Here is a 19,486-nt window from a genome sequence, read left to right as displayed (position 1 = left end):
CGGGCACGATGGATTTTACTCCGTCATATAAAAAACTGTACGATTCAGGTGAGCTGGGCAGAAGAGCCGGTGAAGCCCTGAGTCTGCTTAAAACTTGCCGGTGCTGCCCGCATGATTGCAAAGCAAACAGAATAGAGGGAGAATACGGTGTCTGTGCTAGCGGCTATTTGCCAATTGTATCCTCTTACACCGCTCATCATGGCGAAGAACCGGTCTTATCCGGCAGCCGCGGCGCCGGGAATATCTTCTTCGGTAATTGCAATCTTAAATGCGTCTACTGCCAGAACTATGAGATCAGTCAGAACTGGAAAGTTGAACGGTACCATGAAGTAAGCCATGAACAATTAGCAGAAATAATGATAGAACTCCAGAGCCGTGGGTGTCATAACATCGGACTTGTATCACCTACTCACTTTTCTGCCGCAATTTTGAAATCGATTAACCTTGCAGTTGAAAAGGGATTAAAACTCCCGATCATTTATAATACAAACGGATATGATTCGGTTGAGATTCTAAAACTGTACGACGGTATTGCGGATATTTATTTGCCGGATTTTAAGTTTGGCGACAATGAGTATGCAAAAAAATATTCGAACGCAGAAAACTATTTTGAGCATACTTCCGAAGCATTGAAGGAGATGTACCGTCAGGTTGGAGACGAACTTGTTTATGATGGTGAAGTTGTAGTAAGGGGATTGATAATCCGTCATCTGGTATTGCCGAACGATTTAGCCGGAAGCGAAAAAATATTCAGATTTATTGCAGAGGAATTGAGCACAGGAGTTCACATATCTCTGATGTCCCAGTATTTTCCCGCAAACAAAGTGAATAAAGAAATTCTTTTGGACCGAAAACTCAGAGAATCCGAATATGAAAAGGTTTTAAGATTGATGGATAAATACGGACTTGAAAACGGATGGATACAGGAATTTGACAGCAGCGAAAACTATCTTCCCCATTTTAATAAAAGTCGTGAAAATCCTTTCGGAATAGAAACAAAAAAATAGAGACTCAAGCAAAGATCTTTGTAGTTCTTCTTATTTTCTTAATTGTGAACTCCAATCTTTCCTTCAACATAGTAACAAATTTTGTTTTTAGAATATAATCCTCAATACCGAAATTCAAAATTTTCTGAACACATTCTTTATCATCTGTATTTGTCAGTACAACAATCGGGATACTGGAATTCAATGGATTCACTTTTTCAAGAAAACCGAGACCGTTAAGCTTCGGCATGTTAATATCTAGAAAGATGATATGAGGCTTGGAATTATTATAAATCTCCAATCCTTTCTCTCCATTCGTAGCTTCATGAACTTGAAAATCATAGTATCTTTCCAGCATCCTTTTTAATAAAAGTCTGAACTGGTCGTCATCATCAACTATCAAGGCTCGTTTCATAATAAATCACGGTTTTTGTTACTTCATTATCGACAAAAACCGTGATTTCTTTAATCAAAAAAGTCAAATATTTTTAATCAAACCGGCTTACAATAGTAGTGTTCTGGTGATTAAATATATCCTTCCCTTCAGCAGAGTACATATAATCGATCCGGTTCTTATAGAACTCTGTTATTTTGCCTCTAACAATTTTAAGAGTGCTGTTCATAAACTGGTTCTGCTCTGTGAATGCCTCTCCCAGAAGCGCGAATGACGACGGCAGCCATCTTGAAGGGAACATATCCTTATATTTTCCATCTTTAAATTGATTGATCTCATCCTCAAATAATTTAATAGCGGCAATCTGGCCTTCTTTGTTATGGTGTGTAAGATTTTTCTCTTTAAGATATCTCTTAACCGCTTCCTTGTTAGGTACAATAAGGGCGATGGTGTAGGATGATTGATTATTATAGAGCATCACCTGATCAATATATGGGGAGAGCTCGGTCAAAGCTTCTTCAATTCCCTCGGGGCTATATTTTTCACCGTCATTGCTGATAAGGAGACTCTTAAACCGGCCCAGGACATAAAGGAATCCGTCTTTGTCGAGGTATCCCATATCACCCGTATAGAGCCATCCATTCTTAATTGTTTCAGCAGTCGATTTTTCATTTTTCCAATAACCCGCCATAACATTTTCGCCTTTCACAACAATCTCTCCTTTTTCACCCTGCTTCAACTCTTTACCGTTTTCATCGCAGATTTTTACCTGAAGATTTATAACCGGTTTTCCTGAAGATCCAAGTTTATGAAGAGCCGGAACGTTTGCAGAGATTACCGGTGTAGCTTCCGATAAGCCGTAACCCTGAAACATCGGGATCCCGATGGCATAAAAGAACTTTTGAAGTTCTATATCGAGGAGAGCGCCTCCCCCTATAAAAAACTCAAGCCGGCCGCCAAATCCTTCTCTTATCTTTTTAAATATTATTTTATCATAAAGAGTAAGAAGAGGTTTCTTCAGTTTTTGGAATCCCCTCCCTTTATTCCATCCTTCCTTATTATATTCATACGCGGTATTCAATGCAGCATTAAAAAGTTTTTCTACTTTCTCCCCTTTATCGCGAATTCCTTTTTCAATATTCTTTTTAAAATTCTTTGCGAGTGCCGGAACACTCAGTAAAAAAGTTGGTTTTATTTCCTTAATGTTAACAGGAATATTCTTAAGTGTTTCAAGAGGAGTGCTGCCTACCTGAACTGAGGCCATACTGGCGCCATTTTTCATCAGTGTATAAATTCCCGCAACGTGGGCAAAGCAATGATCCCAGGGAAGAATAAGAAGAGATACATATGATTCGGGAATTGGGAGAAGTGCTGTTGCCTGTTCGACGTTGGCAGTATAATTTCTATGCGTAAGCACAACCCCTTTCGGATCGGCAGTAGTTCCGGATGTATAAGATATAGTGGCATAATCGCTTTCCTTGACGGATTGCCAGCGTTTCTCTAATTCCGGATTATGATTTTTGAGTAATTCTTTCCCTGCTAAAAATACTTCCGAAGAATTGCACTCATCTTCGTCATAGGATTCCATCTGATCGAGGATTATGATTTTTTCTAGATCGGGGAGGTCGTTTTTAATCTTCCGGATTTTCTGATAGTGGTTTCTTGATACGATAACCATACGCGAACCCGAATGAGCGATTCTGAATTTTAAATCATTCGGTTCTTCAATTTTGACGGAGATAGGTACATTAACCGCGCCTGCAAAAAGAATACCGAGCTCGGCCATTACCCAATCATTCCTTCCTTCAGAAATCAGCGTGATTCTATCGCCATGATTAATTCCTAAAGAGATCAACCCTGCGGCAAATAGATGAACCATTTCCTGCATTTCCACATACGTAGTCCCTCTGAACTTATCACCTTTCTTTTCCCACATTAAAACGTTCTTGCCGTATTTTTTAACGCTATCTTCAAACATTTGTGGTATCGTTCGATTTGACATGATCTGTTCCGATTTGTTTTAGAATTAATGTTTGGAAATATTAATTCCGGTTGACAAAAAGTCAAGGAGGTATAAAAATAAAGAGGTCTTAAGAGGAGTGGATGTCGGTAAACATTCCCTCTTAGAAAAAGAATCTGAAACCGACCCTCATCATAATACCGCTCATGTCGAAACTTCTCTCAAAAATTCTTGTCCTTCCCGTCTGCGCATCTTCAACTTCATATTCATACGCGGGGCGAGATGAATGATAGGTGAGTTCAACAAAAGCATCCGAGCGTCTTCCCAATTCGTATGAAATCCCGCCGCCCAGTCGCCAGGTAAAATCGAATGCACCTTCAAATTCGTCATCCTGAGGGCGCTGATAATTTCTGTAGAAGATCAGGAGTACTTCTACACCCGCACTCCCGGTAATAAATGCTCTGGTCCGCGGAGCAATCAACTGATTAGCATTTACTGAAATCATTAGCGGAATGGAATGGAGATTAGTCCTGGCACGTAATTCATTAAGATCGCTCTGAATCGGACCGAAGAAATCGTTGTACTGATCTACAAGTTTCCTGTCCACATAATTTCTGTGAAACCAGTCGGCGCTCCATCCGAATAGAAAATTATCATCGATATGCCAGCCGCCCTCATAACCGATAATAAAACCGGCATCGGTGGCCGAGGGGCTGAAAGTGCCAAGCTTAACAGCTCCAACATCGAACTGCGCTCTTAAAATTCCGGAGGAAATTATCAGCATGAAAAGAATAAATCGTTTCATAATCATCACCAGGCTTTGTTGAGATTTTATAATGTGTCAATTAAAGTGCCAGATAAATTACTTAATTATACTCTTATTTGATGTATTAATGCTGAATATTGTTCTATAATGTGAACAAATTTCGTATTGATAGGACAGAGCGGGTGATAAAAAAAAGGCGGCTAAAAGCCGCCTTTAATTCAATCAATAACTTTATAATAAAGATTCTTTAGATCTTCGGAAAGCGGCTACCGAGAAACCGGCAACCATCAGAAGAACACCAATCCAGACCAGACTGATAAATGGTTTTATGCTAGCTTCAACGGTCAACACTTCTTTTTTAGCTATTGAAGTTTGTTCCTGCTGGTTTTGTTCATTAGAATCTGTAATAGTAAGTTCTATTTTACCAGAACCTGCTTCCATATTAGATAATTCAAAAGTCAGACCTTTATCGGTTAAAACGGCCGGTTCCGATTTTCTACCGTCTCCCTGAATTACAATTGCGGGTTTCAGTGAATATTCTTTTCCGTTATCATTAATCTTAATAAGAGCGCCGATTTTGAATTCACTACCTGCAGACATAGCCGCCATTCCATCTTTAGGCATTTCAAATGATTCAAATGTTATTTTCATTCCGTTATAGTCGACTGTCTCGCCTTTAGTAAGAGCTAATACACTGCCGTGATTATGGTTCTCTTCTGTGCCATCCTCATATCCGACAGGAGTGACATAAAAATCTTTTGTAAGCCCAACGAGAATATCTGGTTCTCTCATCAGACTATTATTAAATTCGGCAATAAACATAATCGGTTTAGCTACTCTTGAGGAGCCGTTTTTATTTATCTCGACATTAAAAGCATATTTTTTTCCGTTATCGATCGGTTCATAACCCAGAAAAGTAAGGTCGTGGCCGAGAACATTTAGACTTTCCCCTTTTACAAGGTCGACCTGTTTCTGATCCGAATAAGCACCGCTGGCAACAACTCCGATTAGAAAGACCGCAATGCCGATATGGGCTATATACGCGCCAAGATAACTTTTTCTTCCCTTCAATATCTTAATCATTATTTCCCCGTTAACAAACAGAGTAAATGAGGAGGAAAAGAGAAGTACAATCAGCATTAACTCAATTACGCCGCCAAAAATTACTATAAGAGCAGTCAGAATAACCGACGCAATCAGTGAGAAACGGGTTTGACTCCAGATATCCTTCGTTTCAGTCAATTTCCATTTTAAAAGAAGGCTTCCGCCATTAAGGAGTCCGATAATCACAGCGATTGGAAGATTAAGTTCATTATAAAATTTAATTTCAACAGTCTGACCGAAAATTGGAGCGCTAGTTCCGACAAGTACGATTATAGCAGAAGCGAGCAGAGCAACAGCACCGGTAAAAAGAGCGAGTTCTCTCGATAGGAGATTTGCTTCTTCGTTGAAATTCGCAGTAAGATACTTCCACCTGTAAATTACCATTCCAAGACCAATAACAGTAAAAAGCCCGAGAAACAATACAAGGAAAAGATAAACAGTCATACCGGGATCAACAAATGAGTGAACCGAAGCATCGCCTAGTATTCCGCTTCTAGTAAGGAAAGTACTGTAAATAACGAGAACGAAGGTAAGGATGCTTAAGATAAGATTGGTTTTAACAAATCTTCCGCTTCCTTTTTCCTGAGTCTTTCTCTGAACAAGGAGTGTATGTATAGATGCGACACCAACAATCCATGGAACAAGAGAAGAGTTTTCAACAGGATCCCATCCCCAGTAACCTCCCCAGCCAAGAACACCGTAAGCCCAGTAACCGCCGAGCATAATAGCCAAGCCGAGAACCATTGTACCGGATAGGACCCAAGGCAAGGCCTGTTTAACCCAATCCTTATACTCATTTTTTAACAATGCTGCCATTGCGAATGCAAATGGAACTGCCGACATTGCAAATCCAACAAACAGAATTGGCGGATGGATCTGCATCCAGAAATTCTGGAGAAGAGGATTGAGACCTTTACCCTCGACAATAAAATCGCTTACAGAGATATTATTTGCCGTCAGAATGTTTTTAAGTTCGCTGCTAATCTGTACAAACTGTTTGTTGGACTGAGGATCGCTGAACATAAAGTTCTGAAGTGCGGGCAGCGAATAATAAGCCGGATTAATACTCTTCAGATCGATGAAATCGGGTGTATTCCAGATATATTCAAACGGGGTTTTTAAAAGAGGACTAACCATTACCAGCAAAAATGTTAACGCCAATCCGAAAACCATCATTACCCGTTGTTCGAGGTCGCCACGTTTGGAAGTGTAATCGAGCAGAATAAGGCCGATTATTGCTGTGAATAAAATCCAGAGCATAAAACTTCCTTCCTGTCCGGCATAGAATGTGGACATGAGAAGTCCGATAGGAAGTTCGCTGTTGCTGTAATTGTAAACATATTTATACTGATACTGGTGAGTAAGAATTGCATGAAGAAGCAGGGCGCTTGCAGCCAGAACCATAACTGCCGAGGTATGATACCCGATACGCGCCAGTGAAAGAGTGTTCTGATAACCCCTGAAGGTCAAATAATACATTACAACAGAAAAGACTCCGGCCAGCAGGGCCAGAGTTAAAGCTATATTACCAATCATCTTATACTCCTAGTTAGCTGATTTTACGAGCTCGCGTTTTGAACCGGCTGCTCCTGATATTTGGATGGACATTTGGTAAGAATGTCGGTTGCATGAAAGACACCATTCTGGTATTTACCCGTTACAACCACGCTGGTAGATGACTCAAAGTTGTTAGGAATAGTACCATTGTAAATCACTCTCATTATTTTACCCTGATCGTCTTTCATATAAAACGAAAAAATTCCGTTTTGTTTATCAACTTCATAATTTCTTTCTTTTAACCAGCTCCCGGTTGCTTTAACAGTCTTCTCGGTTTCCATTACCTTTGCAAAACTGTTTTCATAAGCAACATTGGTCTGGGTGAACAGATATATCATTACTCCAAGGAAAACAACTATGATAAATCCGCCGAACATATATTTATTTTTCATATTACTGATTCTCCTTCCCTTCGGATATTACTTTACTCAATTCTTTTTCGATTATTTTTAGCCGTTTATCTGTGTTAATTAAAAACAGAAAGATACCGAGCCAGACAACAAGAACAATGAACATCACAATGTAGATTGAATTGTTCTCAAGAAATCCTAAAAATCCGCCTTCCAATTTCTACCTCAATTTATTTCTTTGAAAGATTTTCGTGAATTATTATTGAACGATACCGGATCTTCCACATCCACCAGTAGAGAATTGTAAAAGCCAGCAGTGACAAATAAAATACAAGCTGCATATTTGCATTCATTTTAAAATCAACTACCGGACCGGACGTATCGTCGTTTGCCGAACCGGGATGAAGTCCTACCATTATCCTAGGCATAATGAATATAAAGAATGGCACGGTTAAAAAGGCAATAATTGAATAGACTGCCGAGAGCCGGGCTCTTTTATCTTCATTTTCAATTGCCGATCTTAAAGCAAAGAGAGATCCATAAATCAGAAGCAAAATAAAAATACTTGTCTCCCGCGGATCCCAATGCCAGAATGCGCCCCATGTAAATTTTGCCCAGATAGATCCGGTAACTGTAGCAAGTATGGCAAAGACCATTCCCAGCTGTAATGCAGCGGCCGATTTTGCGTCTTCATCCAGATTCTTATTTTTCAAATATCTTACTCCATATACCATTGCCATCAGAAATGCTATAACAGAGAGCCAGGCAGTAGGCACATGAAAAAATATTATCTTCGCCTTTTCTTCTAATCCCGGAATATTGGGGAATTCATACCATGAAGAGGGTTGTGGAACAATTGGAAACGTTATCCCGGCAACAATTACAAATGCCATCAGGATGAAAAGGATTAACTTCCAGACCATAATACCTTTCTATTGTGAGAGAAAAACGATTGAAATCAAACAGTTTTTCCAATCGTGCCTTAAAGCGGATAAATAGAACTTTCACTCTAAGACATTTCAAAAATAGGAAAGCTGAGTATTATTTCCAAAGAATGAAGCGACCCATTCCCCGGCAAAAATAGAGTATATGCTTATTTTGAAGAATTGTATTGGCTCAATTCAATTGATTGAGACTTTACAAAGAAAAAATAAGTTATTACGCCAAAACGGGCGAATTCGAACGACCAATTTGTCGGGAGGGGCAGTCAATCACGAAATAATCATTCATTTATTAAAAGAATTAAGTGATTTCAATACTGGCATGAAAATCTCTGCTGAATAATAGAATTTAATTCATAAGTGTTATAGAAAGAGAGGCATAAAATGAAACGGATATTTTCAATTCTTATTCTTTCGGCAATATTGATTGCATACTCAGATATTTCTGCCCAGACTCAAAATCCCCCCCCTCCAAAAGAGCACGGGAAAAAATTTGTTGATAAAAATGGAGACGGATATAACGACAACGCACCCGATCATGACGGAGACGGTATTCCAAACGGACTAGATCCGGATTACCTTGCTTTAAAAAACAAGAATGCACACGGCAGGTTTGTTGACCTTGACGGCGACGGTATAAAGGACAATGCTTCCGGAAAAGGTAGAAAAGGCAAAATGGGTCAGGGCGGTATCGGGCCGGCAGATGGAACCGGTAACAAAGGTATCGGAAAGAAATATGGAAACAGCGATGGAACCGGAGACCCTGCACAGAATACAAACCGGGGCGGTAAAAAATGGGGCAAGAAGTAATTTGCTAAATTAATTATTCTAGAAAAATTAACAAGAGGGACTCTATTAGAGTCCCTTTTTAATAGATGAGGAATGTATGATAGAAAGAAGAGCTGGAGTTAAATTAAGTAGAATAATACTCGCAATTACAATTCTGATTCTGCTTTCAAATATTTCCAATGCACAATGGACGCTCGGAATTTCGACAGATCAGGAATATAACTCGAATCCCTTCCGTTCCCCCCTCCCGACTCCATCGATGATTTCATCGTACGACTTCGGCCTTGAAAACGATCTCAGCATCTTCGCAATAGGATATTATGGAAGCTTTATAAGTTTAAGCGCCGTACCCGACAGGAATTTCTACTGGCATCAGGTTGCAGCATGGAAAGAGTTCGAGAACTCTTCATTGGGAATTTTCTTCGAACAGCGCCTTAATAAGGAGCTCTATTCCTACTTCGATTACAATAATTTAACCGCCTATTACAGAAGTCAATTCAACATCGGCGATCTCTATTTTTCAATTTATCCTAATGTCAGCTTAACAACTTATAATAACATCTCCATTCTCGATAACATAAAAGGGAGTATCGGCGCGAATTTTAATCACGGTTTCGAGACAGAAACAACAGTAATATTGGGTGGAACGTTTAATTATAAAAAATACCTGAATCCTTCCGAGGAATCGAGCATAACTTATATCGACGAATTGAATAATTCCGTTACAGAAACTTTCACGGATAAGAATATTTCCTCCATCTCACAACTTGTTTCGTATATAAGGGTAGCGCAATCTCTTGCTGAAAAGACCGGAATCGCGGCACAATTCACCAACAGATCAATTACGAACGGGTTTGCTGATCAGATTAAAGAGTTAAATATGGTGTACGGTGACGAATCCGAGATTTTTGATGACCCTGTTAACTATGAGGGAAATAATATCTCTGTTGAACTGACTCAAATCCTTTTTGATGATCTGACTTTTAAAGCCGGTTATTATTTTAATAAGAAATCCTACCCGTCCCAGGGTGTCTACGATGAGCTATCATTATACGACACTGAAATAATGCGCACGGATACACAGAGCATCTTTAGTATTTTTCTCAATAAAAATTTTCCTCTCGATTCTTCAGAGAATGTAGGAATAAATGTGGGACTCAACTTCCAATCAATAAATAACAAATCCAATAGTTACTGGTTTAACTACAATACAAATTCAATAAACCTTAGTTTAAGTCTGGAATTTTAGGAGAAAGGATGAAAAAGAGGTTCAGCTGGCGCGGTTTCATAAGTCTTTACATTACAATTTCATTTTTAATAATTATCGTATCAGGAATTATACTCTACTTTGCCCCTCCGGGAAGAGTGGCTAACTGGTCATACTGGAGATTCCTGGGCTTACTAAAAAGTCAATGGCAATCGGTTCATACAATATTCACATTCATATTTATAATTGCCGCGGGATTCCATCTTTTTTATAACTGGAAACCTTTTGTAGCATATCTAAAAACAAAATTCGAGTCGAAAATTAAATTACGATTAGAACTGATCTTCTCGATCATTGTCATTTTGATTTTTTTTGTAATGGTGATTTATGATTTTGCCCCGTTCAAATCGGTGATGGATTTCGGTGAGCAATTGAAGGAATCCTGGTCCAACGATTCAAATGAACCGCCCATCCCGCATGCCGAGGATTTATTACTGACAGAATTCTCCTCCATAATAAAAATGTCGGCTGATGAGATAAAAAATAGGCTCGGCAACGAAAATATATCCGTTCCCTCAGAAGATATTAGTATAAAGGAGATTGCAAAGCTGAACAACATCTCACCCAACCGGATTTATAACCTGTTAAAAAGAACCGGCAGTAACTCTAATGCTGCAGCCGGCGAAGGGAGAGGATTCGGCAGGAAAACAATTCAGGAGATCTGCATTGAAAACGATATTAATGTTGAAACAGCTATAGCCAACCTGAAACTGAAAGGAATTGAAGCTGGGCTTGATGATAAATTGAAGGATATCGCACTAAGGCATAACTTGATGCCCGTGGAAGTGGCCAATATCGCTCTCGGAACTAAAAATGACCATGAGAAGAATTGAATCCATCCGGTAATCTTCGCTTCATATTATTTCAGGTTTTTAACTAAATTAGAGATGAACAAGGGAACCGGAAGTGAAGTTTCTTGAAAAAATAATTATCCAGCCGAAAAACCTCGTTTTGATTTTTCTTGCAACAGCGCTGATAATTGGCGTATCGGTAGTTGTAGAGCTCAATCAAAGCAGAAAAGAGATGCTGCAGCTAATGCAGCAGCAATCCCGAACACTACTTGAATCGCTTCTGGTATCTTCAAACAATGCTCTTCTTTCTTACGAAAAAATTGAAGAGGAGATGAAAAGCAGGCTTCTTAATAATGCAGAGATGATAAAAACTCTCTACAGCAGAAAAATGATTTCAAACTCACTTCTGGAATCGATAGCCAAAAAGAATAATATTTTCAGAATAAATATTTTTGATAGAGAAGGAAATAAAATTTTTTCCAACAGCATAGAAGGTCATCCGGAAAGAGAAGATGACGAAAGTCCGGATCAACTTCTTTTACCGATTTTCGATTCGATTTCCGATACGCTGATCTTCGGCATTAAACAATCCCGATACAGTGAGGACTACCGTTTTGCAGTTGCAATAAGTTCGGGTGACGGAGGCGCCATAGTTCTAAATGTTGATGCCGACAAGCTTTTGGAGTTCAGAGCCCAGGTCGGATTCGGAATCTTATTAAGAAGTCTTTCAGAAAATCCTCAAATAAATTATGTAGCACTTCAGGATCAGGAAGGTATTATTGCAGCTTCAGGGATTGTTGAGGGGCTCGAATCGATTGATTCATCCAACTTTCTAAGAAAAGGATTGGAGGAGGACAAATATGCATGGCGTGTTGCCGAGATTGATTCGATAGAAGTATTCGAAGCAATTCATCCTTTTTACCATAATAATGAGGTTATTGGAATCTTCCGGCTCGGTCTATCGCTTGAACCTCTGGATGATATCAATGAGGACACCGTAAGCCGTCTCATTATTCTCGGAATCGTGCTGTTCGTACTCGGATCTATAATACTTGCACTTATATTCGTTAAACAGAATTTCAATCTTCTCGAGAATAAATTTACCGCAATTGAAAAATATTCGAAAGAGATAATTGACAATGTGAGTGATGCGATAATAGTGATCGACCCGGATTTCAATATAAAATCCTTCAACAACGCAGCACTTCAACTATTCAACAAAGAGACACAAAGCAGCAGAAATCTATACTCACTGTTCGATAAGGAAAAATGCAGCAGAATCATAAATTCCCCTTCTCATATTTCAGAGATTGAGTGCAGTATAAACGGTGCATTCCGGCTTTTTTTATTATCTAAAAGTGAATTTTTCGATGAGAAGAAAGAACGAAACCTGATCTTTGTAATGAGAGATCTTACTGAAGTGAAAAGGCTGGAGAGTCAAATTAAGAGGAAAGAAAGACTCACTGAAATGGGAAAACTGGCTTCTTCGGTAGCACACGAAATTAGAAATCCATTAAATGCCATCGGCACAATAACCCAGCAGCTTGGTAAAGATTTCGAACCTAAAGAGAATGAAAAAGAATTCAGAGATTTAACAAAACTTGTGTACGGGGAAGTAAGAAGAATAAATGAAACAATTGAAAGTTTTCTTAGATTTTCAAAACCCCAGCCGGTGAATCCCTCCGTTTTTAATTCCACCGAATTATTTGAACAGTTATATAGACAGTATTCTGCCTTGCTGAACGAAAAAAACATTAAACTGAATTTATACGAAAACTGGAAAGGTGAAGTGGAATGGGATCGCACTCAAATCACCCAGGCATTTATTAATCTGATTGAGAATGCGATTGATGCCGTGAATGTGGACGGACAAATAAAGATTGGAGTAAGAGAAAATTCGGCTTCAAGTGTTGAGATAGTCTTTGCCGATAACGGCAGCGGAATCCCTGCCGAAGATAAAGAAAAAATCTTCCATCTTTATTTCACTACCAAAACCAAAGGAAGCGGAATAGGATTGAGTATTGTACAGCGTATAATTGCCGAGCATAACGGATTGATATCCGTAGAAAGCGAACAGGGTAAGGGAACAAAAATTATAATTACAATTCCAAAAGTATTTTCACAGGTATCAATATGAACCATCTTTCTGTTCTGATAATAGACGATGAAGTCTCTCAGCTACAATCATTAAAAACCTTCTTGGCCAAAAGAGATTACCAGCTTTATACCGCTGGCGACGGCGAAAGCGGATTTAAGATAGCACAGGAAAATGTAATAGATATTGTATTAACTGATTTCAAAATGCCCGGCTGGGACGGTCATACCGTACTTAAGAATATTAAACTTCTGAATCCTGAAATAGATGTAGTAGTAATGACCGCATTCGGTACTGTTGAAAGTGCCGTGAATCTAATGAAGGACGGTGCCTTCGATTACTTAACAAAACCGATCGACCTTGATGAACTTGAGAATATCCTGAACAAAATTAAAGAACGGAAACATTTGATATCGGAGAATAAATTTCTTCGGGAACAGCTTCAGGATAAATTTAAATTCGAGTCGATTATTTCCCGCTCCAAATCGATGGAGAGTGTTTTGAGTACTGCTTCAAGGGTTGCGCAGACCAAATCGACTGTATTAATCAGAGGTGAAAGCGGAACCGGGAAAGAACTAATCGCAAAGGCAATTCACTTTGCAAGTCCCAGAAAAGAAAAGCCGTTCGTAACTGTAAACGTTGCATCCCTTTCTGAAAATCTTCTGGAGAGCGAACTATTCGGACACGAAAAAGGATCTTTCACAGGCGCGATAAACCGTCGGATCGGTAGATTTGAAGAAGCAAACGGTGGAACTATTTTTATTGACGAGGTGGGAGATATTCCCCTTTCAGTTCAAGTAAAATTACTTCGTGCAATTCAATTTGGTGAGGTTCAGAGGATCGGCAGCAATTCAACCTTCAGCACCGACGTAAGAATTATAGCTGCCACTCACAGAAATCTCGAGGAGATGATTAAGAATCATGAGTTCCGGGAAGATCTTTTTTACAGACTTAATGTTGTTACCATAAACCTGCCTCATTTACGAAATAGAAAGGATGATATTCCCGTTCTTGTCGATCATTTTATTTACAGATTCAGCATTAATATGGGAAAGCCTATCAAGGGAATAACCCGGGAAGCTCTGGACCAGTTAATTAAATATGATTTCCCGGGCAATATAAGAGAACTTGAAAACATGATTGAACGAGCAATAGTACTTTCCCGTGACGACTATATCAGGAAAGAGGATCTTCCCATTACTCCGACGGAAAAAGCATCCTATGGTGAATTCGATCCGTACAATCTTGACGAAGGTTACGAGATAAAAATCAAATCCTTCGAAAAAGCCATGATAACCGAGGCTTTAAACCGCACTAACGGCAATAAAAGCGCGGCTGCCAGGCTGTTGGGCATTACTGAAAGACACCTGAGGTCCCGTCTGGAAAGACTGAATTAATTATTATAAATTCACCAACAAATTTTCGATTGTTTCGTCTAAAAATCCGGGGGTTTTAAATTATACTGATGTCAACCGGGGATTAGTGTGTCGGGACAAAATCCTATAAAGAGAATATTTGATTTATATACATCCGACCTGAGCTATCAGGAGATTGAGCGGTTAATTAAGCGGGAAGCCAGCGAGGTTTATGAATTTTTCAAAGCTGATATTCCAAAACCCGATCAATCGAAAAACAAATTAATCCGAGGACTAATTTTTATAAGAAGCCTCTTCAACGCATTTATACTTAAGCTGACTCCTGCGCGGAGAATTTTTTTCCTTATTTCACTTCTCTTCTTTTTTGTTGGTTATTCTCAAGCTAATTCCCTCTATACTTTTTCTGCCTATTTAATTGCAATATTATTACTTGCTTTTGAATTAGCCGATAAACTTTCGGTAAAGGGGGAACTTGATGTTGCACGTAAAATTCAGTTCGACTTAATTCCGAAAAAATCTGCCGGTATTCAAGGATTCGAAGTGGCAACTTATTATGAACCGGCACGGGAGGTAGGGGGCGATTATTTCGACATTCTGGAAACACCCGACAGGACATATATTATTATTGGTGATATATCAGGAAAGGGAATGGCTGCCGCACTTTACATGGTTCGTGTTCAATCCATATTATATTCTTTAATTGATATTTTCACCGGCGTAAAAGAGATTATGATAAACCTAAAGAAATATTTCTCCAAGAATCTGAGAAGAGAATTTTTTCTTACATTATCAATTGCTTCTATCGAAAAGGATGGGCGGATTGTTTTTGCAAGGGCGGGACATCCCCCGGCTTATCATTTCAAAAGTGCGACAAAGGAATTTTCTGTTCTTAACTCCACAGGCATGGGGATCGGCTTAAATGACAAAGGATTATTTGAGCAAACACTTGAAGAAATTTCTTTCGTTCCAAAGAGAAACGACATCATATTTTTCTATTCAGACGGTTTAACGGAGACAATGAATATTGTGAAAGATTTATTCGGTGAGGATAAAGTTAAACGATTAATAAGCAGTAATTGTGATAAATCGGCCGAAGAGATTAAAACGGCGTTGTTGAAAGCGGCTGAGAATTTCCGTGGATCAGCACTCCAGAATGACGATCTCACAATGGTGATTTTGAAAGTAGTCTAGTCGGATTCGTAGATAACAAATTCCTCTTCTGGCGGGCGTATCTCATCATAAAGTCTCTTAAGGGAATTCATAGCTGCCTGATTTCCTCTTTGCGATGCACGTCTGTATAGTCTTACCGAAACAGCTTTATTTTCTCTTACACCCAGACCTTTCTCATAACAGAGACCGAGAAGTGCCTCAGCAAGTACTGAACCTTCATTTGCTGCCTTTCTTAGGATCTGTATCTGGTTCTGAATATTCGATTTGCCCGTATCTTCAGCTACTTCAAGAAAGGCAATTCTGACCTCCGCTTCCTTACTGCCAAGATTCTGGGCCATTTTCCAGTATTCAATTGCTCTTTCCCTGTTTTTTTCGACGAGATTGCCAGAACTGTATAGAAGTCCGAGTTCAATCATTGAAGGTACATGTTTCTGATCTACAGCCGATTTAAGAAAATCGAGTGCCTGTTTATCCGTTATCTGATTATTATAGCCGAGAGCAGCTATACCTGCCCAGACATATTTTGCTTCGGGATCTCCCGATTTAATTTGTTCCTTAAGAAGATTCGAAAAGGATTCGTCCTGCATCAACCGGAAGAGATTTTCCCCGGCTTTAAAGGATCCGAGCCGATAGCCTCTTAAATAATTTGATGCGGCATGCACAATGTTTTTTTCAAAGAGGATTCCATTCTCGCGGGCCTTGCCGTTCATAAAGAGAGCCTCGGGGCTTCCGTTGTCGGATGCAAATTTAAGGATTCCGAAACCTGTTGTATCACTTAAACCAATATTTTCATCTTCATCCAGACCTAGAATTCTTTTTAAATTTTTGGTGTTCTTCATCAGAATCTCTTCAATATTATCGTCACTGTTTTTTTCAACTGGTTCATCAAAATCATAGAAATCGAGATCCCAATCCGGATTAATAATATTAGCCGTTTCATCATTAATAACGGGAGTATTTTCAACGTTGCTTTTCTCGGCAACGGGTATAAAATTCATCCTTTCGAATTGTTTCAGTACTGCCTTTGCAGGTTCATACCCGGCAGCTGCAGACTTACTTATCAGTTTATAAGCTTCGTTCAGGTTTCTGTTGACGGTTAAATTATCTGTCAGAAGAATTCCGTAGGCAAACTGTGCTTCTGGTAAACCCGCCTGACCGGCCAATTTAAAATTGTAGTATGCTTCAAACGGATTCCAGGGTACGCCGATTCCATTATGAAGCAGAATGCCATAATTGAAACGGGCTGCAGGAAGATTCTGATCAACTGCTTTTCTGATCCAATAGACTGCCTTTACTGTATCGGCCTGAAAACCCTGGGCGATCAGATATCTGATTCCGAGTTCATGCTGAGCAAACGGATCCCCCCTGTTCGCTTCGGTTACAAGAAGATATCCGGCAAGAAGTGAATATGAAGGATACTTCGCTTTGAAAATTGGGGGCTTATAATATCGGGTATCTTTAAATGCCTCGCTGCGTGTGGAATCCTGACCGTATAAGATGGTTGCTAATAATAACAGTATAAAAATTTTTCGAGGCAATTATTTCCTTGCAGATTGGAATTAGTGATCACTGATTTCAGTAGAGCCACTTTCTGAGGATAAAGTGATTTTCACCGTTGTGAGATTCGTATGTCAGTTCATCCATCAGTTGTTTAATTATGTAGAGACCCATTCCGCTTTCAGGTAAATTATTTATATCCTTTGGATCAAAATCTAGATCGGGAATTTCAAATTTAGTTCTAGGTGTTCCTTTATCAATAATCTCCAGCTCAATCATTTTTTTATCTGTTTTTAATTTTACCAGGATCGGTTTATTATTTTCACCCTTATATGCGTGCTTTATAACATTGTTAATGCTTTCCATAATACATATTTCAAAGGCGTTTAGAATATGAGGTTCAACACCTTCGTCCTCAAGTATACTTCTTACATCAATGTTGACTTTGGATACTTTATCATAATCGCTCGATATTTTTATCTCAAATTCTTTCACAAATAGTATTCTGCTATTGTTCCGCTCTAAATATAAAAAAGTGTTCAATTAAGACAAAGTATTGAAAAATCTTAATTTGAATAATGCAGGTAAGTTAATTACTTCGGTTTGAGGGATTTTTAGAATAGAAGAAAGGGACGGTGAATCTAGAATCCGCCCGTCCCTGAAACAAACTTGAATAAAAAACCAGTTTCTTACTTCTTCTCTGAATCGGTTTTACAAGTTGAGATCCCGAGCGGAAGATATGCCGGGCAAGATCCTGTTAATCCTGTTAATACTGGAATAATGCCGATTAGACCCCACCAAGAACTGTATATCAGGCCGAGAGCAATAATTACAAGTCCGACAATTATTCTTAACCATTTATCAGCACCGCCAACGTTTTTTTTCATTTTTTTCTCCTTTTTTGATATCAATTAGATAGACAATTCTTTGAAAGGATTCATAAGACTCACTTCATATAAACCATTTTTTTAACCGAATAAGTTCCACCCAGCGACAATGAATAAAAATAAACTCCGGATGCCATGTTTAGTTTTTCCGCTGAGAATGTTAACGTATAGCGGCCCGGAGATCTGTATTCATTAATTAGCTGAATCACTTCCCTTCCTAACTGATCGGTAATTGTTAATCTTACATTACCCGGTGAACTAAGTTGAAAGTTAATTTTGGTTTCGGGATTAAACGGATTTGGATAATTCTGACTTAGCACGAACTCCGCCGGGAGCTCTTCATCAGCGTTAACAGCCGTATTGTTTACAAACTTCTTTTCTATCAGATTCCATAGTTCATCTCTATCCCCGTCATAACCGAGTGCCCAGATTCCAACTCCAAACAGATTCTGTTGAATTGCAAGATCATATTTCATTTCCAGACTTACATGGTCATCATACCATACCTGATGCCACCCGTTATCGAACCACCTGATCCAGGGAGTACTCGAAACTTCATCCCACATCCGGTCATATGTCGAATACTCATCCATTATTTCTCTGTACAATAAAATTTTCTGCCAGTTATTGTTAGTACTGTCGCTGCTGAACGGAAATACAGAAACATAAGGTTGACCGGAACTCGTCTTCCAGTAATTTCCGTAGTAAGGTACACCTAAAATAATTTTATTGCGGGGCACATTTTTGTATTCTTCTGTTATCGAATTTGTGACACTTATATATTGCCCTGTAAGAGGCGCGGAGGGCCCGGTAGTAATTGCCCAGCTTCCCCAGTAATCATAATTCATCACGAAAAGATAGTTGCATTTTTCTGCCAGTCCCGGGAAATTCCATTCCATAATATCCCTTTCATTCCGACCGTAGGAAGGAGTGGCAAATGAAATTTCAAGATCAGGATTGTACTGATTCTGAATAATATCCTTAAGAACAGTCATAAATGAAATTGTTGCGTATTTTTTGTCATCTTCATCTTTCAGGTTTTCAAAATCAATGATTACCCCGTCCAGATTATAAAGGATAATTTTAGTTCTGATATTTTCACAAAGTTTTCTTCTTATGCCGTTATCAGTCATAATTCTATGAATATCGTCGCCGTTAAAAGAAGTAACAGCCATAATTACTTTAACACCTTTTGAATGTGCGGAATTGATCAGATCATTCCATGGCCAGAGAGGCGGATCAGTCAAATTTCCTTCGCCATCAGTTTCAAATGAAAAGATAGCTATATGAGAGACCAGATCGTAACGGATAAATAGATGATTGCCAGCGTTGTACTCCCACCAGGGTAAAAAACCGAACACTGCTTTATTAAGCGCATTGATTTTCTTGTCGGACAGTACACCGTCTCTTTGTTGAAAGTTGAATGATAAACCCTCGTTTAATTTTTCCCTTCCGAACGACTGATTTTCGTACTGATGGAACGACTGTGCAGATAATAGTGAAGCAAATAGGAAAATGAGAATACCTTTTTTCATTATCTCACTGTTTTATTTGAC

At 39.0% G+C, this 19,486-nt stretch carries 18 protein-coding genes; 7 read left to right on the top strand and 11 right to left on the bottom strand.

Annotated elements, in window-relative coordinates:
• Positions 1 to 8: 8 nt before the first annotated feature.
• Entirely contained in the window at positions 9 to 1,007 is a 999-nt protein-coding gene (locus PLZ15_11985; protein HOI30466.1) for a radical SAM protein, read from the top strand.
• 4 nt (positions 1,008 to 1,011) lie between these two features.
• Here PLZ15_11985 and PLZ15_11980 read toward each other — a convergent pair whose 3' ends face one another.
• The 7 genes from PLZ15_11980 to PLZ15_11950 all read right to left on the bottom strand — a co-directional run bounded on the left by PLZ15_11980 (position 1,012) and on the right by PLZ15_11950 (position 8,040).
• Complete coding sequence (locus PLZ15_11980) at positions 1,012 to 1,401, bottom strand: response regulator (GenBank protein HOI30465.1); 390 nt, start codon at positions 1,399 to 1,401, stop codon at positions 1,012 to 1,014.
• A 73-nt stretch (positions 1,402 to 1,474) separates the two neighbouring features.
• Entirely contained in the window at positions 1,475 to 3,382 is a 1,908-nt protein-coding gene (locus PLZ15_11975) for an AMP-binding protein (protein ID HOI30464.1), read from the bottom strand.
• A 121-nt stretch (positions 3,383 to 3,503) separates the two neighbouring features.
• The gene (locus tag PLZ15_11970; GenBank protein HOI30463.1) at positions 3,504 to 4,145 is read right to left on the bottom strand and encodes a hypothetical protein; all 642 of its coding nucleotides are present in this window, start codon (positions 4,143 to 4,145) and stop codon (positions 3,504 to 3,506) included.
• 192 nt (positions 4,146 to 4,337) lie between these two features.
• Complete coding sequence (locus PLZ15_11965; GenBank protein ID HOI30462.1) at positions 4,338 to 6,746, bottom strand: cytochrome c-type biogenesis CcmF C-terminal domain-containing protein; 2,409 nt, start codon at positions 6,744 to 6,746, stop codon at positions 4,338 to 4,340.
• 23 nt (positions 6,747 to 6,769) lie between these two features.
• A complete protein-coding gene (locus PLZ15_11960) occupies positions 6,770 to 7,159 on the bottom strand; it encodes a cytochrome c maturation protein CcmE (protein ID HOI30461.1) in 390 nt (129 codons plus the stop codon).
• A 1-nt stretch (position 7,160) separates the two neighbouring features.
• On the bottom strand, positions 7,161 to 7,334 hold the full coding sequence (locus tag PLZ15_11955) for a CcmD family protein (protein HOI30460.1): 174 nt from the start codon (positions 7,332 to 7,334) through the stop codon (positions 7,161 to 7,163).
• Between the two features lie 13 nt (positions 7,335 to 7,347).
• The gene (locus PLZ15_11950) at positions 7,348 to 8,040 is read right to left on the bottom strand and encodes a cytochrome c biogenesis protein (GenBank protein ID HOI30459.1); all 693 of its coding nucleotides are present in this window, start codon (positions 8,038 to 8,040) and stop codon (positions 7,348 to 7,350) included.
• Positions 8,041 to 8,442: 402 nt separating this feature from the next.
• On the opposite strand from PLZ15_11950, the gene PLZ15_11945 reads away from it, so the two are divergent.
• The 6 genes from PLZ15_11945 to PLZ15_11920 all read left to right on the top strand — a co-directional run bounded on the left by PLZ15_11945 (position 8,443) and on the right by PLZ15_11920 (position 15,567).
• Positions 8,443 to 8,868, top strand: coding sequence for a hypothetical protein (locus PLZ15_11945; GenBank protein HOI30458.1), 426 nt, complete (start codon positions 8,443 to 8,445; stop codon positions 8,866 to 8,868).
• A 76-nt stretch (positions 8,869 to 8,944) separates the two neighbouring features.
• The gene (locus PLZ15_11940) at positions 8,945 to 10,096 is read left to right on the top strand and encodes a hypothetical protein (GenBank protein HOI30457.1); all 1,152 of its coding nucleotides are present in this window, start codon (positions 8,945 to 8,947) and stop codon (positions 10,094 to 10,096) included.
• An 8-nt stretch (positions 10,097 to 10,104) separates the two neighbouring features.
• Entirely contained in the window at positions 10,105 to 10,947 is an 843-nt protein-coding gene (locus PLZ15_11935; protein ID HOI30456.1) for a DUF4405 domain-containing protein, read from the top strand.
• A 73-nt stretch (positions 10,948 to 11,020) separates the two neighbouring features.
• Positions 11,021 to 13,042, top strand: coding sequence for an ATP-binding protein (locus PLZ15_11930; protein ID HOI30455.1), 2,022 nt, complete (start codon positions 11,021 to 11,023; stop codon positions 13,040 to 13,042).
• Positions 13,039 to 14,397, top strand: coding sequence for a sigma-54 dependent transcriptional regulator (locus PLZ15_11925; protein ID HOI30454.1), 1,359 nt, complete (start codon positions 13,039 to 13,041; stop codon positions 14,395 to 14,397). The genes PLZ15_11930 and PLZ15_11925 overlap by 4 nt, the downstream gene beginning before the upstream one ends.
• A gap of 87 nt (positions 14,398 to 14,484) precedes the next feature.
• Positions 14,485 to 15,567: a SpoIIE family protein phosphatase gene (locus tag PLZ15_11920; GenBank protein ID HOI30453.1), complete on the top strand. Its 1,083-nt coding sequence runs from the start codon at positions 14,485 to 14,487 to the stop codon at positions 15,565 to 15,567.
• Here PLZ15_11920 and PLZ15_11915 read toward each other — a convergent pair.
• From PLZ15_11915 to PLZ15_11900, 4 genes are all read right to left on the bottom strand, one after another.
• Positions 15,564 to 17,084, bottom strand: a complete 1,521-nt coding sequence (locus PLZ15_11915; protein HOI30452.1) for a tetratricopeptide repeat protein — start codon at positions 17,082 to 17,084, stop codon at positions 15,564 to 15,566. The two genes, PLZ15_11920 and PLZ15_11915, sit on opposite strands and share 4 nt — an antisense overlap.
• A 37-nt stretch (positions 17,085 to 17,121) precedes the next feature.
• Complete coding sequence (locus tag PLZ15_11910) at positions 17,122 to 17,538, bottom strand: ATP-binding protein (GenBank protein ID HOI30451.1); 417 nt, start codon at positions 17,536 to 17,538, stop codon at positions 17,122 to 17,124.
• 194 nt (positions 17,539 to 17,732) lie between these two features.
• Positions 17,733 to 17,930, bottom strand: a complete 198-nt coding sequence (locus PLZ15_11905; protein HOI30450.1) for a DUF2892 domain-containing protein — start codon at positions 17,928 to 17,930, stop codon at positions 17,733 to 17,735.
• 59 nt (positions 17,931 to 17,989) lie between these two features.
• Positions 17,990 to 19,465, bottom strand: a complete 1,476-nt coding sequence (locus tag PLZ15_11900; GenBank protein HOI30449.1) for a glycosyl hydrolase family 18 protein — start codon at positions 19,463 to 19,465, stop codon at positions 17,990 to 17,992.
• Positions 19,466 to 19,486 lie beyond the last annotated feature (21 nt).

Source organism: Melioribacteraceae bacterium, from assembly GCA_035362835.1.
Classification (GTDB): domain Bacteria; phylum Bacteroidota; class Ignavibacteria; order Ignavibacteriales; family Melioribacteraceae; genus DSXH01.
The sequence above is the reverse complement of the archived record's forward strand: the minus strand, read 5'-3'. Positions and strand labels throughout refer to the sequence as shown.

Excerpts from the sequence above, each read along its gene's own strand:
- PLZ15_11985 (HOI30466.1), top strand. The coding sequence starts at position 9 with ATGGATTTTACTCCGTCATATAAAAAACTGTACGATTCAGGTGAGCTG.
- PLZ15_11980 (HOI30465.1), bottom strand. The coding sequence starts at position 1,401 with ATGAAACGAGCCTTGATAGTTGATGATGACGACCAGTTCAGACTTTTA.
- PLZ15_11975 (HOI30464.1), bottom strand. The coding sequence starts at position 3,382 with ATGTCAAATCGAACGATACCACAAATGTTTGAAGATAGCGTTAAAAAA.
- PLZ15_11970 (HOI30463.1), bottom strand. The coding sequence starts at position 4,145 with ATGAAACGATTTATTCTTTTCATGCTGATAATTTCCTCCGGAATTTTA.
- PLZ15_11965 (HOI30462.1), bottom strand. The coding sequence starts at position 6,746 with ATGATTGGTAATATAGCTTTAACTCTGGCCCTGCTGGCCGGAGTCTTT.
- PLZ15_11960 (HOI30461.1), bottom strand. The coding sequence starts at position 7,159 with ATGAAAAATAAATATATGTTCGGCGGATTTATCATAGTTGTTTTCCTT.
- PLZ15_11950 (HOI30459.1), bottom strand. The coding sequence starts at position 8,040 with ATGGTCTGGAAGTTAATCCTTTTCATCCTGATGGCATTTGTAATTGTT.
- PLZ15_11945 (HOI30458.1), top strand. The coding sequence starts at position 8,443 with ATGAAACGGATATTTTCAATTCTTATTCTTTCGGCAATATTGATTGCA.
- PLZ15_11940 (HOI30457.1), top strand. The coding sequence starts at position 8,945 with ATGATAGAAAGAAGAGCTGGAGTTAAATTAAGTAGAATAATACTCGCA.
- PLZ15_11935 (HOI30456.1), top strand. The coding sequence starts at position 10,105 with ATGAAAAAGAGGTTCAGCTGGCGCGGTTTCATAAGTCTTTACATTACA.
- PLZ15_11925 (HOI30454.1), top strand. The coding sequence starts at position 13,039 with ATGAACCATCTTTCTGTTCTGATAATAGACGATGAAGTCTCTCAGCTA.
- PLZ15_11905 (HOI30450.1), bottom strand. The coding sequence starts at position 17,930 with ATGAAAAAAAACGTTGGCGGTGCTGATAAATGGTTAAGAATAATTGTC.
- PLZ15_11900 (HOI30449.1), bottom strand. The coding sequence starts at position 19,465 with ATGAAAAAAGGTATTCTCATTTTCCTATTTGCTTCACTATTATCTGCA.